Annotated in this window: 15 protein-coding genes; 9 read left to right on the forward strand and 6 right to left on the reverse strand. The window is 70.1% G+C overall.

What is annotated here, in order from left to right:
* Positions 1-296 precede the first annotated feature (296 nt).
* Positions 297-584, reverse strand: coding sequence for a hypothetical protein (locus tag ACZ48Z_RS33415; RefSeq protein WP_468739644.1), 288 nt, complete (start codon positions 582-584; stop codon positions 297-299).
* Positions 585-604: 20 nt separating this feature from the next.
* Complete coding sequence (locus tag ACZ48Z_RS33420) at positions 605-2,302, reverse strand: sodium:solute symporter family protein (RefSeq protein WP_468739775.1); 1,698 nt, start codon at positions 2,300-2,302, stop codon at positions 605-607.
* Between the two features lie 111 nt (positions 2,303-2,413).
* Here ACZ48Z_RS33420 and galT point away from each other — a divergent pair, with 111 nt between their 5' ends.
* From galT to ACZ48Z_RS33440, 4 genes are all read left to right on the forward strand, one after another.
* Complete coding sequence (galT, locus tag ACZ48Z_RS33425; RefSeq protein ID WP_468739645.1) at positions 2,414-3,475, forward strand: galactose-1-phosphate uridylyltransferase; 1,062 nt, start codon at positions 2,414-2,416, stop codon at positions 3,473-3,475.
* A complete protein-coding gene (gene galE / locus ACZ48Z_RS33430) occupies positions 3,472-4,449 on the forward strand; it encodes a UDP-glucose 4-epimerase GalE (RefSeq protein WP_468739646.1) in 978 nt (325 codons plus the stop codon). Before galT ends, galE begins: the two co-directional genes overlap by 4 nt.
* Positions 4,450-5,607 (forward strand): galactokinase, encoded by a 1,158-nt coding sequence (gene galK / locus ACZ48Z_RS33435; RefSeq protein ID WP_468739647.1) that lies wholly within the window; start codon positions 4,450-4,452, stop codon positions 5,605-5,607.
* A gap of 89 nt (positions 5,608-5,696) precedes the next feature.
* The gene (locus ACZ48Z_RS33440; RefSeq protein ID WP_468739648.1) at positions 5,697-6,485 is read left to right on the forward strand and encodes a hypothetical protein; all 789 of its coding nucleotides are present in this window, start codon (positions 5,697-5,699) and stop codon (positions 6,483-6,485) included.
* A 4-nt stretch (positions 6,486-6,489) separates the two neighbouring features.
* Here the strand turns inward: ACZ48Z_RS33440 and ACZ48Z_RS33445 are convergent, their stop codons facing one another.
* Positions 6,490-6,945 carry a GNAT family N-acetyltransferase gene (locus ACZ48Z_RS33445; RefSeq protein ID WP_468739649.1) on the reverse strand — a complete coding sequence of 152 codons (456 nt, stop codon included), beginning with the start codon at positions 6,943-6,945 and terminating at the stop codon, positions 6,490-6,492.
* Positions 6,946-7,218: 273 nt separating this feature from the next.
* On the opposite strand from ACZ48Z_RS33445, the gene ACZ48Z_RS33450 reads away from it, so the two are divergent.
* Positions 7,219-7,986, forward strand: a complete 768-nt coding sequence (locus ACZ48Z_RS33450; protein WP_468739650.1) for a LuxR C-terminal-related transcriptional regulator — start codon at positions 7,219-7,221, stop codon at positions 7,984-7,986.
* Positions 7,987-8,146: 160 nt separating this feature from the next.
* Here ACZ48Z_RS33450 and ACZ48Z_RS33455 read toward each other — a convergent pair whose 3' ends face one another.
* On the reverse strand, positions 8,147-8,644 hold the full coding sequence (locus tag ACZ48Z_RS33455; protein WP_062044135.1) for a MarR family winged helix-turn-helix transcriptional regulator: 498 nt from the start codon (positions 8,642-8,644) through the stop codon (positions 8,147-8,149).
* 104 nt (positions 8,645-8,748) lie between these two features.
* On the opposite strand from ACZ48Z_RS33455, the gene ACZ48Z_RS33460 reads away from it, so the two are divergent.
* The 3 genes from ACZ48Z_RS33460 to ACZ48Z_RS33470 all read left to right on the forward strand — a co-directional run bounded on the left by ACZ48Z_RS33460 (position 8,749) and on the right by ACZ48Z_RS33470 (position 10,140).
* Entirely contained in the window at positions 8,749-9,549 is an 801-nt protein-coding gene (locus ACZ48Z_RS33460) for a trans-aconitate 2-methyltransferase (protein ID WP_468739651.1), read from the forward strand.
* The gene (locus ACZ48Z_RS33465) at positions 9,549-9,902 is read left to right on the forward strand and encodes a VOC family protein (protein WP_468739652.1); all 354 of its coding nucleotides are present in this window, start codon (positions 9,549-9,551) and stop codon (positions 9,900-9,902) included. The genes ACZ48Z_RS33460 and ACZ48Z_RS33465 overlap by 1 nt, the downstream gene beginning before the upstream one ends.
* Positions 9,903-9,966: 64 nt before the next feature.
* Complete coding sequence (locus ACZ48Z_RS33470; protein WP_468739653.1) at positions 9,967-10,140, forward strand: CsbD family protein; 174 nt, start codon at positions 9,967-9,969, stop codon at positions 10,138-10,140.
* A gap of 51 nt (positions 10,141-10,191) precedes the next feature.
* Here the strand turns inward: ACZ48Z_RS33470 and ACZ48Z_RS33475 are convergent, their stop codons facing one another.
* Both ACZ48Z_RS33475 and ACZ48Z_RS33480 read right to left on the reverse strand, forming a co-directional pair.
* Positions 10,192-10,872, reverse strand: coding sequence for a TetR family transcriptional regulator (locus ACZ48Z_RS33475; RefSeq protein ID WP_389992794.1), 681 nt, complete (start codon positions 10,870-10,872; stop codon positions 10,192-10,194).
* Positions 10,869-11,879: an acyl-CoA desaturase gene (locus tag ACZ48Z_RS33480; protein ID WP_468739654.1), complete on the reverse strand. Its 1,011-nt coding sequence runs from the start codon at positions 11,877-11,879 to the stop codon at positions 10,869-10,871. Before ACZ48Z_RS33480 ends, ACZ48Z_RS33475 begins: the two co-directional genes overlap by 4 nt.
* 309 nt (positions 11,880-12,188) lie before the next feature.
* On the opposite strand from ACZ48Z_RS33480, the gene ppc reads away from it, so the two are divergent.
* Positions 12,189-14,930, forward strand: a complete 2,742-nt coding sequence (gene ppc, locus ACZ48Z_RS33485; RefSeq protein ID WP_468739655.1) for a phosphoenolpyruvate carboxylase — start codon at positions 12,189-12,191, stop codon at positions 14,928-14,930.
* Positions 14,931-14,969: the final 39 nt, after the last annotated feature.

Here is a 14,969-nt window from a genome sequence, read left to right on the forward strand (position 1 = left end):
GGGTGTCCGTCCTCGGTCCGGCGGCTCGGCCCCTTGAGCAGTGCTCGGTTCCGGACGCCGGCCGCTGCGGGCGGACACCCCCCACCCCGCCCCCTGGACGCCGTACGCGCCCAAAGGTCCGTCCACCGTCCCCACCCGGGGGTACGGGGGCCGTGCGCGTCCAAAGGTCCGTCCACCGTCCCCACCCGGGGGTACGGGGGCCGTGCGCGTCCAAAGGTCCGTCCACCGTCCCCACCCAGGGGCGCGGGGAACTGCGCGACCGGCCACGACGGGCCCGCAGCCGCCGGACGCGCGTGCTACTCCGGTTCGGTTTCCTCGGGCGCCGGCGCCACCGGCTTCAGCTTCAGCCAGATCAGGAAGAAGATGCCGAGGGCCAGCATCCCCAGCCCGGTCCAGAGGTTGATGTTGACGCCTTCGGCCTTGTCGAGCGTGGCGTCGGACGGGTTGATGCCGGCGATCGTGACGATGACGCCGTAGAGGACGAACAGGCCGCCGATGATGCGGCGCAGGTCGAAGATGCGGGCCGCGGTGGCGGACTTGGCCTGGAGTTCGGTGACTTCCCGCTGGACGTCGTGATCGGACATGGTTTCTCAATCCTCCGGGATCAGAACGAGAACGGGATGTAGCAGGCGGCGGCCAGGACGACCGCGCCCCAGCCCAGCAGGGCCGGTCGGCGGTACCAGGCGTCGTCGCCGGCGGCGGGGGCCTCGGTCATGCCGGGTGAGGTCGTGCCGTAGACCAGGCCCTGGAGTTCCGCGGCGGGCTTGGGGGCCGTGAAGAGGGACACGGCGACCATGACGACCGCACCGGCCACGAAGCCGACGATCGCGGAGACGAAGTTGGCGCCCTGGTCGGAGGGGATGTCGATGATGCCCTGCTTGTAGATCCAGAAGTAGTTCACCATCGCCGAGACCGTGCCGGCGAGCAGGCCCCAGAAACCCGACTTCACGGACGCGCGCTTCCAGAACATGCCGACGACGAAGACGACGAACATCGGCACGTTGAAGAAGGAGAACAGGGTCTGGAGGTAGCTCATGATGTTCGAGAAGGAGGACGCCAGGAAGGCCGTCCCTACCGAGGCCGCCACGCCGATCACCGTGATCAGGCGGCCGAAGCGGACGTAGTAGGCGTCCTCGCGGCCCCGGCGTACGTACCTCCCCCAGATGTCGTTCGTGAACACCGTGTTGAACGACGAGACGTTCGCCGCCATGCCCGCCATGAAGGCCGCCAGCAGGCCGGTGACGGCGATGCCGAGGACGCCGTTGGGCAGGAGCTGTTCCATCAGGTACGGGATGGCGTCGTTGTACTGGTAGCCCGAGTCGGGGGTGCCGAAGCCGGGGATCAGGGCCGCGGCCGTCAGGCCCGGGATCATCACCAGGAAGACGATGAAGATCTTCGGGAACGCCGCGATCAGCGGGGTGCGCTGGGCCGCGCTCAGGTTCTTCGCCGAGAGCGCGCGCTGGACCTCCGCGAAGTTCGTCGTCCAGTAGCCGAAGGACAGCACGAAGCCGAGGCCGAGCACGATCGTCAGCCAGTTCGCGCCCAGCGGGTTCGCGCTGCCGATGCCCGTGCCGCCCCAGGCCGTGGTGAAGTTCGCTCCGTGCTGCGCCGTCAGTCGGTCCGTGAGGCCGCCCCAGCCGCCCACCTTCTTCAGGCCCAGGACCACCAGCGGGATGAGGGCCGCCAGGATCACGAAGAACTGGAGGACCTCGTTGTAGATGGCGGAGGACAGGCCGCCGAGGGTGATGTAGGCGAGGACGAAGGCGCCGGCGACCACGATGGCCACCCATTGCGGCCAGCCGAGGAGGGCTTCGACCACGATCGCCAGGGCGTAGAGGTTCACGCCGGCGATCAGGATGGCGGCGAAGGCGAACAGGGCCGAGCTGAGGAGGTGCGCCCACTTGTCGAAGCGCAGGAGGAGCATCTCGGGGACCGAGCGCACCTTGCTGCCGTAGTAGAAGGGCATCATCACCAGGCCGAGGAAGACCATGGCCGGGATGGCGCCGATCCAGTACCAGTGGACCGTATAGGCCCCGTACTGCGCGCTGTTGGCGGCCATGCCCAGGATCTCGGTGGCGGCCAGGTTGGCGGAGATGAAGGCGAGACCCGTGATCCAGGCCGGCAGCGAGCGGCCGGAGAGGAAGAAGTCCAGGCTCGTCTTCACCGAGCGGCGGGCCGCGAAGCCGATGCCGAGCACGACGACGAAGTAGATGCCGAGGATCATGTAGTCGAGCCAGTTGGTGGGGAGGCGTAGCTCGGCTGCCATATATGTGGTGCTTGCGGCATTTGTGGGGGATTGCATAGTCAGCAATTGAACACCTCGACTGGTGCGCTTTGTTTGATTCCGATGTTGACTTGGGTGGGCGGTTATGGTTACTTGTGTTTAGTTATGTTTGAGTGAAGGAGTCCAGCGGTGAAGAAGACCTCGACCCGGCTGGCCGACGGTCGCGAGCTCATCTACTACGACCTGCGCGACGACACCGTCCGCGACGCCGTGGACCGACGTCCGCTGGAGCGGACCGTCACCACGTCCGAGGTTCGTCGGGATCCGCTGCTCGGCGACTCCGTGGCCATCGCCTCGCACCGGCAGGGGCGCATCTACCACCCGCCCAAGGACGAGTGCCCGCTGTGCCCCTCGCGGGACGGCCGGCTGAGCGAGATCCCGGACTCGTCGTACGACGCCGTGGTCTTCGAGAACCGTTTCCCCTCGCTCGCCGGTGACTCGGGCCGCTGCGAGGTCGTCTGCTTCACCTCCGACCACAACTCCTCCTTCGCCGATCTGACCGAGGAGCAGGCGCGGCTCGTTCTCGACGCCTGGACCGACCGGACCTCGGAGCTGTCGCATCTCCCCTCCGTCGAGCAGGTCTTCTGTTTCGAGAACCGCGGCGCCGAGATCGGTGTAACCCTGGGTCACCCGCACGGCCAGATCTACGCCTACCCGTTCACCACCCCCCGCACCGCGCTGATGCTGCGCTCTCTCGCCGCCCACAAGGAGGCGACCGGAGGGGAGAACCTCTTCGACGCCGTCCTGGAGCGCGAGCTGGCCGAGGAGCGGGTCGTGCTGGAGGGCGAGCACTGGGTGGCCTTCGTGCCCTGGTCGGCGCACTGGCCGTACGAGGTGCACCTCTACCCGAAGCGCCGGGTGCCGGATCTGCTCGCCCTCGACGAGGAGGCGCGCACAGAGTTCCCCAAGGTGTATCTGGAACTCTTGAGGCGCTTCGACCGGATCTTCGGGGAAGGCGAGACTCCCACGCCGTACATCGCCGCCTGGCATCAGGCGCCGTTCGGCGCGCTGGAGGACTTCGAGGGCGTCAACCGCGACGACTTCGCGCTCCACCTGGAGCTTTTCACCATCCGCCGTACGTCCGGCAAGCTGAAGTTCCTCGCGGGTTCCGAGTCCGGCATGAACGTCTTCATCAACGACATCAGCCCGGAGGCCGCGGCACAGCGACTGCGAGAGGTAGCGAGTTCATGAGCAGCGGGAAGTACCTGGTCACGGGTGGCGCGGGGTACGTCGGCAGTGTCGTCGCCCAGCATCTGCTGGAGGCCGGCCACGAGGTCGTCGTCCTCGACAACCTCTCCACCGGCTTCCGCGAGGGAGTCCCGGCCGGGGCCGCCTTCATCGAGGGCGACATCCGTGACGCCGCCAAGTGGCTCGACTCCTCCTTCGACGGCGTGCTGCACTTCGCCGCCTCCTCGCAGGTCGGCGAGTCGGTCGTGAAGCCCGAGAAGTACTGGGACAACAACGTCGGCGGCAGCATGGCCCTGCTCGGTGCCATGCGCGAGGCCGGCGTGCGCCGACTCGTCTTCTCCTCCACGGCCGCCACGTACGGGGAGCCCGAGGAGGTGCCGATCGTCGAGTCGGCACCGACCAGGCCGACCAACCCCTACGGCGCCTCCAAGCTCTCCGTCGACTTCATGATCACCAGTGAGGCGCACGCACACGGGCTGGCCGCCGTCTCCCTGCGCTACTTCAACGTCGCCGGCGCCTACGGCAAGCAGGGCGAGCGGCACGACCCCGAGTCGCACCTCATCCCGCTGATCCTCCAGGTCGCGCAGGGCAGGCGGGAGGCGATCTCCGTCTTCGGCGAGGACTACCCCACGCCGGACGGCACCTGCGTCCGCGACTACATCCACGTCGCCGACCTGGCCGACGCGCACCTGCTGGCGCTGAAGGCCGCCCAGCCGGGCGAGCACCTCATCTGCAACCTCGGCAACGGCGAGGGCTTCTCGGTCCGCCAGGTCATCGAGACCGTTCGCAAGGTCACCGGTCACCCGATCCCCGAGGTCGTGGCCCCGCGCCGGGGCGGCGACCCGGCCACCCTGGTCGCCTCCGCCGCCACCGCCCGCGAGAAGCTGGGCTGGAACCCGTCCCGCGCGGACCTCGCGGGGATCGTCGCGGACGCGTGGGAGTTCGCTCAGACCATCAGCGCAGCAAGGGAGCAGTAAGTGTCGGCACAGCAGGTCCGGGACGGTTTCACCGAGCTCTACGGAACCGAGCCCGAGGGTGTCTGGTCGGCGCCGGGCCGCGTCAACCTCATCGGTGAGCACACCGACTACAACGACGGCTTCGTGATGCCCTTCGCGCTGCCGCACACCGCGGTCGCGGCCGTCTCCCGGCGCGAGGACGGCGTCCTGCGCCTGCACTCGGCGGACGTCGAGGGCGGCGTCGCCGAACTGCGCCTGGACGAGCTCGCCCCCGAGAGCGACCGGAACTGGACCGCCTACCCGGCCGGTGTCGTCTGGGCGCTGCGCGAGGCGGGCCACGCCGTCACCGGCGCGGACATCCACCTCGCCTCCACGGTCCCCTCCGGCGCGGGCCTGTCCTCGTCGGCGGCCCTGGAGGTCGTGGTCGCCCTCGCGCTCAACGACCTGTACGAACTCGGCCTCCAGCGCTGGCAGTTGGCCCGCCTGTGCCAGCGCGCCGAGAACGTCTACGTCGGCGCCCCCACCGGGATCATGGACCAGACCGCGTCCGCCTGCTGCGAGAGCGGCCACGCCCTGTTCCTCGACACCCGGGACCTCGCCCAGAAGCAGATCCCCTTCGACCTCGCCGCCGAGGGCATGGTCCTGCTCGTCGTCGACACCCGCGTCAAGCACTCCCACAGCGAGGGCGAGTACGGCAAGCGCCGCGAGGGCTGCGAGAAGGGCGCCGCGCTGCTCGGCGTCGACGCCCTGCGGGACATCCCCTACGGCGAGCTCGACGCGGCGCTGGCCCGGCTGGGCGACGAGGAGGAGGTCGTACGCCTGGTCCGGCACGTCGTCACCGAGGACGAGCGGGTCGAGAAGGTCGTCGCCCTGCTGGAGTCGGGCGGTGACACCCGTGCGATCGGCCCGGTGCTCGTCGAGGGGCACGCCTCGCTGCGGGACGACTTCCGCATCTCCTGCCCGGAGCTGGACCTGGTCGTCGACACCGCCCTCGCCGCGGGCGCCCTGGGCGCGCGGATGACCGGCGGCGGCTTCGGCGGCTCGGCGATCGTGCTGGCGGAGGCGGCCGACGTGCAGACCATCACCAAGGCGGTCGAAGAGGCGTTCGCCGCAGCGGAGTTCACCGCTCCGCGGGTCTTCGAGGCAGTGCCCTCGGCGGGCGCGCGACGCGTCGGCTGAGGTTCGGGCGGCCACGGTTTTGCCCGGCTTGATCCGAACTTGGGGAAAGCCGGGCCTCTCCCTGACATACGCCCCAGTAGCGTCGGAGCGTGAGTCGAGGGCACCATCGCATCCTGTCGGCGATCGGCATCGGCTGCTACGTGCTGGCCGCGATCGCCGGTCTGTTCCTGCTGGCGGACGACCACGGCACCGGCCTGCTGGTGCCCCTGTGGATCGCGCACGGCGTGCTGCTCGCCGTGCTGCTGACCAAGCTGTGCGCCGACGAGACGGGCGCACCCCTCGCCCTGTTCGTCGTCGGCGCCTCACTCGCGGCGGTGTACTTCGCCGACCTGGCCCGCGACGACCTGACCCTGGAGCGGCGGGGCGAGCGGACCACCGCCACCGTCCTACGCGAGTGGCCCGACCCGGAGCGGGGGCGGCAGACGGACACCTACGACTACGCCCTCGCCCGCCGCGACGGCACCAGGCTCCCGGGCCCCGCCCTCCAGGCCGGGCCGGGACGCTACGCCGTCGGCCAGTCCCTCACCGTGCTCGCCGACCCCGAGGGCGTCCTGCGGCCCCGGGCCCCGGGCGACGCGGACGCCACCGGCACAGTCCTGGGCGTGGGCGCGTTCGCGCTGGTCGCACTCGGCATCGTCGCGGCCACAGCCCGCCGGGGCGCGACCGTCGCACGGCGGCGTGCGGAGCGGGCCAGGCTGGAGGAACAGGAACACACGCTCCGCGAGGCCCTGCGCACCGCCCTGGCCGATGTCAACGGCTTCGTCGAGGTGCACCCCGAGCACTACCCCGACGTCTCGCACCGCCGCGCGGCCGGCATCGCCGGGGAGCTGGGCCTGGAGCCGGCCGACGACCCGGGCTCCTGGCGCTTCCGGGACTGACCGCTCACTCCAGCCGCTTGGTCAGCGTGTACTCGGTGATCCCCGGCGGATAGTCCGGGATCACGCACACCACCTCGTACCCCTGCTTCCGGTAGAACTCCGGCGCCTGGAAGTCCCACGTCTCCAGGCGTACGGCGGTGCAGCCCCGGCCGCGCCGGGCCAGGCGCTCCGCCCGCGAGAGCAACTGCGAACCCAGGCCCACGCCGCGGTGCCGCCCGTCGACCCACAGGTGGGCCACGTGCAGCCAGCTCGTCCACGTGTGGCCGACCAGTCCGCCCACCAGGGCGCCGGAGTCGTCCAACGCCCAGACGTGGAGCGGACGTTCCCGTTCACCAGGGGTTCCGCGCAGCGCGCGCAGGACGGGGGAGGCCGCCGTGTTGGTGGCCAGCAGGCGTGTACGGAGCAGATCTTGCCGGGCTTTGTCGACTTCTGTCTCCAGACGAAACATGCGGCTCACCATAAACGCACCGGACAGCCAGTTCTGCAAATAACCTTCCGCTCCTGCCCCCCGGCCGTACCCTGATGAACAGCACCGGTGGGGGCCGGTGCTGATCAGGGGGCGAGACAGCCGGGTACGGCACCCGAAGTGGGGGTAGCAGTTCCTGCACGGCGGCGGCCGTGCGGCCATCGTGCTTCGGGAGTCGTACCCGCGGCGATGTCGTCTCCCGAGTCGTCCTCAGACGAAGACGATGGGGTATCCCCTGCTCTTCGAGAGCTTGGGGAAGGGGGTTTCGTGGTTCGCATCCGAGTCCTGGTCGTCGACGACCATCGCATCTTCGCCGAGTCGCTCGCCGCCGCGCTGGCGGCCGAGCCCGACGTGGAGGTCTCCGCGGCCGGCAGCGGTCCCGCGGCGCTGCGCAGTCTGGAGCGCGCGGCCGCGGAGGGCCGCCGTTTCGACGTGCTGCTCGTCGACGCGGATCTGGGCGGCAACGTCCAGGGCATCAGGTCCGCCGTGTCCGTGCAGGACGGCAACGAGGACGGGCTGGTCGACGGCATCTCGCTGGTCGTCGGGGTCCGTGCGGGACAGCCGGCCGTACGGATCGTCGTGCTCGCCGAGAAGGACGATCCGCGGCGAGCCGCGCTCGCCCTGCAGGCCGGCGCCTCGGGCTGGGTCGCCAAGGACTGCTCGCTGTCCCGGCTGCTCACCGTCATCCGGGGGGTGCTGCGCGACGAGACCCATCTGCCGCCAGCCCTGCTCACCGGCGTGCTCAGGGAGCTCACCGCTGCCCGCAAGCACCGCACCGAGAGCGAGCAGCTCGTGGAGTCCCTCACCCCGCGCGAGCGGGAGGTGCTGCGCTGCATGGTGGCGGGCCTGGGCCGCAAGGCGGTCGCCGAACGGCTGTTCCTGTCACCGCACACCGTCCGCACCCATATGCAGAACGTCCTCGGCAAACTGGGCGTCCACTCCACCCTGGCCGCCGTCGCACTGGCGCGGCGCGCGGGTGTGGGGCCGGTCGACCTGGCCGGGGATGTCGTCGAACGGGGCGGTCAACTGGCGTAGGGGAGCAACGCCTGATCAACGCCCGTGGGCAGCAACGCCGAAGGGGCGCGGGGCTGTATCGACATGCGGCTCCGCCGCGTGGGCGCGACGAGCCACAACGCCGCCGCAGTCGACGACGACCTGGCGTGGCACTACCCGAACGGCTCTCCCGGCGGAGCGCCTAGCCGGGGATGTTGTCGAACGGGGCGGTCAACTGCCGTAGCAGCCCGGCCAGTTCCCCGCGCTGGGCGCGGGAGAGCTCGGCGAGGATCGCGCGTTCCTGTTCCAGCAGACCGGCGAGGGCCTGGTCCGCGCGGTCCTTGCCGTCCTCGGTGAGCCTGACCAGCACCCCGCGCCGGTCGCTCGGATCGGGCAGCCGCTCCACCAGGTCCTTCTTGGCCAGGCGGTCGATGCGGTTGGTCATGGTGCCCGAGGTGACCAGAGTCTGCGTCAGAAGCTGTCCCGGGGAGAGCTGATACGGCGTCCCCGCACGCCTGAGCGCGGTCAGCACGTCGAACTCCCAGGGCTCCAGGCTGTGCTCGGCGAAGGCCAGTCGGCGTGCCCGGTCCAGGTGCCTGGCCAGTCTGCTCACCCGGCTGAGGACCTCGAGCGGTTCCACGTCGAGGTCAGGGCGCTCCCGGCGCCACGCAGCGACCAGCCGATCGACCTCGTCCTCCATGACGATCAGTGTAGTGGTTGTGTCGACGTGAAGTCTCTTGAAGTGGAGTCTCTTGATGTCGAGTCTCTTGACGTCGAGATAAATGGTGCGGGAAGGTGACAGTCATGACCACTCCTGCCTGGGACCCCGCCCAGTACCTCCGCCACGCGGACCACCGCGCCCGCCCCTTCACCGATCTCCTCGCCCGCGTCCCGGACCTGCCGGCCGACCGGCCCGTCATCGCCGACCTGGGCTGCGGCCCCGGCAACGTGACCGCGCTGCTCGCCGCCCGCTGGCCCACGGCCCACATCACCGGCTACGACACCTCGGCCGACATGCTCGACAAGGCGCGGGCCGAGCACGCGGGCCCCACACCCGGCGGCGGACACCTCGACTTCGCCCACGCGGACGTCCGCACCTGGACGCCCGGACAGCCGTACGACCTCATCGTCAGCAACGCCACCCTGCAGTGGGTGCCGGGGCACGTGGAGCGGTTCGGGGAGTGGGTCGGCGGACTCGCCCCGGGCGGCACCTTCGCCTTCCAGGTCCCCGGCAACTTCGACTCCCCGAGCCACCGGCTGATGCGTGAACTCGCAGAACCGGCGGGGCTCTCGGACACGTTGCGCCACGACGACGCCGTCCTCCCGCCCCAGGCCTATCTGGCGGCTCTGGCCGACCTGGGCTGCGCGGCGGACGTGTGGGAGACGACGTACATCCATCTGCTGCAGGGGCAGGACCCGGTCCTGGACTGGGTGAAGGGGACCGGCCTGCGGCCCGTCCTGACCGCGCTCGCCGACGACCCGAAGGCCCGGGACGCCTTCCTCACCGAGTACCGGGAGGCCCTGCGCGAGGCGTATCCGGCCGGCCCGCACGGCACGGCGTTCCCGTTCCGCCGGATCTTCGCGGTGGCGCGGAAGGAGAGCTGATGCTCGTCGCCCTCGACCATGTGCAGCTCGCCGCCCCACCCGGCTCCGAGGACCTGCTGCGCGCCTACTACGCCGACGTGCTCGGCATGACCGAGATCCCCAAGCCGCCGGTGCTCGCGGCCCGCGGCGGGTGCTGGTTCCGGGCCGGAGCCGTCGAGCTGCACCTGGGAATCGAGGAGGGTTTCCGGCCGTCGGCCAAGGCCCATCCAGGGCTCAGGGTCACGGACATCGCGGCGTGCGCCGCCCGGCTGGAGGCGGCCGGGGCGACGGTCGTGTGGGACGCGGCTCTGCCGGGGCGCCCGCGGTTCCACTCCTGCGACCCCGTGGGCAACCGGCTGGAATTCCTTGTTTGACCGAGCCCGTCGGGGTCACCCGCAGTGAGGACAGCGGAGTCGCTATCACCTGGGAGTGAGAACAGTGGCTGGAGACCAGAAGGCCAAGGGCAAGACGGAACAGGCCAAGGGCAAGGTCAAGGAAACCGTGGGCCGCGCAGTCGGCAACGAGAGCCTGGAGGCCGAGGGCCGCGCCGAGCAGGCCAAGGGCGACGCCCGCCAGGCCAAGGAGAAGACGAAGGACGTCTTCAAGCACTGACGGCACCGCAGAACCGGAAACCCGGCACACGCCGACAGGGCGCCGCGAGCATCAGCTCTTGCGGCGCCCTATCAGGCGTGGCTTGGCCTCCAGTCCGTCCAGGCCGTGCCACGCCAGGTTCACCAGATGCGCCGCCACCTCCGCCTTCTTCGGGCGGCGGACGTCCAGCCACCACTGCCCGGTCAGCGCGACCATGCCGACCAGGGCCTGGGCGTACAGGGGGGCCAGCTTGGGATCGAAACCGCGCCTCTTGAACTCGCGGCCCAGAATGTCCTCGACCTGGGTCGCGATGTCCGAGATGAGCGACGCGAAGGACCCCGTGGACTGCGGGATCGGGGAGTCGCGGACCAGGATGCGGAACCCGTCCGAGTACTCCTCGATGTAGTCCAGGAGCGCGAAGGTCGCCTGCTCGCACAGCTCACGGGGGTGACCTGCGGTCAGGGAACTCGTCACCATGTCCAGCAGGCGCCGCATCTCACGGTCCACCACCACCGCGTACAGGCCCTCTTTGCCGCCGAAGTGCTCGTACACCACCGGCTTCGAGACGCCCGCCTTCGCCGCGATCTCCTCCACCGACGTGGCCTCGAAGCCCTTCGTGGCGAAGAGCGTACGACCGATCTCCAGAAGCTGGGCGCGGCGCTCGGCCCCCGTCATCCGGGTACGCCGCACGCGCCGCGGTTTCGCTTCGTCGCTCGAGGTGCTGCTGGAGTCGGTCGCCACGGCGTCCATCATGCCGCCTCGGCGGCCTCCTTCTCGCGCCCGGAGCCGTCCACGTCCGTGTTCCGGCGGGAATCGATACGCGAGCGTGACGGCCAGCGCACGTCGTAGGCCCACCCCAGCATCTCGAACCAGCGGATGAACCGTGCCGAGGAGTCCAGCTGCCCCCGCATCACCCCGTGCCGCGCCGACGTCTGGTCGGCGTGGTGCAGGTTGTGCCAGGACTCACCGCAGGACAGCACAGCCAGCCACCACACGTTGCCCGAACGGTCCCGCGACTTGAAGGGCCGCTTGCCGACCGCGTGGCAGATCGAGTTGATCGACCACGTCACGTGGTGCAGCAGGCAGACGCGGACCAGCGAGCCCCAGAAGAAGCCCGTGAACGCGCCCCACCAGGACATCGTCACCAGACCGCCGATCACGGCCGGCAGAGCCAGGGAGAGCATGGCCCAGAAGATGAACTGGCGCGAGATCGCCCGCAGCACCGGGTCCTTCACCAGGTCCGGCGCGTACTTCTCCTGCGAGGTCTGCTCCTCGTCGAACATCCAGGCGATGTGAGCCCACCACAGGCCCTTCATCAGCGCCGGCAGCGTCTCCCCGAACCGCCACGGCGAGTGGGGGTCGCCCTCGGCGTCGGAGAACTTGTGATGCCTTCGGTGGTCGGCCACCCAGCGCACCAGCGGCCCCTCGACCGCCATCGACCCCATGACCGCCAGCGCGATCCGCAGGGGCCGCTTGGCCTTGAAGGAGCCGTGCGTGAAGTAGCGGTGGAAACCGATCGTGATGCCGTGGCAGCCGAGGTAGTAGAAGAAGACCAGAAGGCCGAGATCCAGCCAGCTCACTCCCCAGCCCCACGCCAGCGGCACCGCCGCGAGCAGAGCCAGGAACGGAACGATGATGAAGAGGAGCAGCGTGATCTGTTCGAGCGAGCGTTTCTGCTCACCGCCCAGCGTCGCGGAGGGAGGTGGCGAGCCGTCGTTCGCCTCCGGGGCGTCTTCGATCACATCGGGGCTCGTGGTCATGGGCGTCCCCTGTGGGGTTTCGAGGGTTGAGAACAGGTGCCGGGCAGCGGGAATCCTTCCCGGGGTCCGTTACAGCGGAGCCTACGGTTCCGTAACCTACGGCGTCGTAAGTATGGCAGTGGGTAGCCGCCCGGCCGCAAGAGCCCGAAATTCTGCGCGTCCGCATCGACACCTATCCTTGGAGTCGGTCGGACAGCGCGGTCCGTTCTGTTACTTCCCGGATGTCCGGCCCGTATGCGGCGGCTTGCCGCACGACCGCACACCGGGTTCCCTCCCGGACGAGCTTCAACACTGCAAGGAGCCGCACCTGTGAGCAGTGCCGACGACCTGACCACGAGCGCCACGTCGACCAGTAGTGAGCTGCGCGCCGACATCCGCCGGCTGGGTGACCTCCTGGGCGAGACCCTCGTCCGCCAGGAGGGCCCCGAGCTGCTGGAACTCGTCGAGAAGGTGCGCCGCCTCACCCGCGAGGACGGCGAGGCCGCCGCCGAGCTGCTGCGCGGCATCGAACTGGAGACCGCAGCCAAGCTGGTCCGCGCCTTCTCCACCTACTTCCACCTGGCCAACGTCACCGAGCAGGTCCACCGCGGCCGCGAGCTGCGGGCCAAGCGCGCCGCCGAGGGCGGCCTCCTCGCCCGGACGGCCGACCGCCTCAAGGACGCCGACCCCGAGCACCTGCGCCAGACCGTCGCCAACCTCAACGTCCGCCCGGTCTTCACCGCCCACCCGACGGAGGCCGCCCGCCGCTCGGTCCTGAACAAGCTCCGCCGCATCGCCGCCCTCCTGGAGACGCCGGTCATCGAAGCGGACCGCCGCCGCTACGACACCCGTCTGGCCGAGAACATCGACCTGGTCTGGCAGACCGACGAGCTGCGTGTCGTACGCCCCGAGCCCGCCGACGAGGCCCGCAACGCCATCTACTACCTCGACGAACTGCACGCCGGTGCCGTGGGTGACGTACTAGAGGACCTGACGGCCGAGCTGGAGCGCGTCGGAGTCCAGCTCCCCGACGCCACCCGCCCCCTCACCTTCGGCACCTGGATCGGCGGCGACCGCGACGGCAACCCCAATGTCACCCCGCAGGTCACCTGGGACGTCCTGATCCTCCAGCACGAACACGGCATCAACGACGCCCTCGAACTCATCGACGAGCTGCGCGGCTTCCTGTCGAACTCCATCCGCTACACCGGCGCCACCGAGGAACTCCTCCAGTCCCTCGACACCGACCTGGAACGGCTGCCCGAGATCAGCCCCCGCTACAAGCGCCTGAACGCCGAGGAACCGTACCGCCTCAAGGCCACCTGCATCCGGCAGAAGCTGGAGAACACCAAGCAGCGCCTGGCCAAGGGCACCCCGCACGAGGACGGCCGCGACTACCTCGGCACCGGCGAACTCCTGCAGGACCTCACCCTCATCCAGACCTCGCTGCGCGAGCACCGGGGCGGCCTGTTCGCCGACGGCCGGATGAACCGCACCATCCGCACCCTGGCCGCCTTCGGCCTCCAGCTCGCCACCATGGACGTCCGCGAGCACGCCGACGCCCACCACCACGCCCTCGGCCAGCTCTTCGACCGCCTCGGCGAGGAGTCCTGGCGGTACGCGGACATGCCCCGCGAGTACCGCGGCAAGCTGCTCGCCAAGGAACTGCGCTCCCGCCGCCCCCTCGGCCCGACCCCGGCGCCCGTCGACGCGGCCGGCGAGAAGACCCTCGGCGTCTTCCAGACCGTGAAGCGGGCCCTGGAGGTCTTCGGACCCGAGGTCGTCGAGTCGTACATCATCTCGATGTGCCAGGGCGCCGACGACGTCTTCGCGGCGGCGGTGCTGGCCCGCGAGGCCGGACTCCTGGACCTGCACGCCGGCTGGGCGAAGATCGGCATCGTGCCGCTCCTGGAGACCACCGACGAGCTCAAGGCCGCCGACACCATCCTGGAGGACATGCTCTCCGACCCGTCCTACCGGCGCCTGGTCGCGCTCCGGGGCGACGTCCAGGAGGTCATGCTCGGCTACTCCGACTCCTCCAAGTTCGGCGGCATCACCACCAGCCAGTGGGAGATCCACCGCGCCCAGCGCCGACTGCGCGACGTCGCCCACCGCTACGGCGTACGCCTGCGCCTCTTCCACGGCCGCGGCGGCACCGTCGGCCGCGGCGGCGGCCCCTCCCACGACGCGATCCTCGCCCAGCCCTGGGGCACCCTCGAAGGCGAGATCAAGGTCACCGAACAGGGCGAGGTCATCTCCGACAAGTACCTCGTGCCGTCGCTGGCCAGGGAGAACCTGGAGCTCACGGTCGCCGCCACCCTCCAGGCGTCCGCCCTGCACACCTCCCCCCGCCAGTCCGACGAGGCCCTGGCCCGCTGGGACGCCGCGATGGACGTCGTCTCCGACGCCGCGCACGCCGCGTACCGCAGGCTCGTCGAGGACCCGGACCTGCCGACGTACTTCCTCGCCTCGACGCCGGTGGACCAGCTCGCCGACCTGCACCTCGGCTCACGGCCCTCCCGACGCCCCGGCTCGGGCGTCTCCCTCGACGGCCTGCGCGCCATCCCGTGGGTGTTCGGCTGGACCCAGTCCCGGCAGATCGTGCCCGGCTGGTTCGGCGTCGGCTCCGGCCTCAAGGCCCTGCGCGAGTCGGGTCTCGACACGGTCCTGGACGAGATGCACGAACAGTGGCACTTCTTCCGCAACTTCGTCTCCAACGTGGAGATGACCCTCGCCAAGACGGACCTGCGGATCGCCGGCCACTACGTCGACACCCTCGTCCCCGACGAGCTCAAGCACGTCTTCGACACCATCAAGGCCGAGCACGAGCTCACCGTCCGCGAGGTCCTGAAGATCACCGGCGAACAGGAACTCCTCGACGCCACCCCGGTGCTGAAGCAGACCTTCTCCATCCGCGACGCCTACCTGGACCCCATCTCCTACCTCCAGGTGACCCTGCTCAAGCGCCAGCGCGACGCGGCAGCCGCCGGTGAACAGCCCGACCCGCTGCTCTCCCGCGCCCTGCTCCTGACCGTCAACGGCGTGGCCGCGGGCCTGCGCAACACCGGCTGACCCCGCTGCACACAAGGCGGTGCCCCCGAGTCACACGGC

Source organism: Streptomyces sp. NPDC031225 (assembly GCF_055570355.1).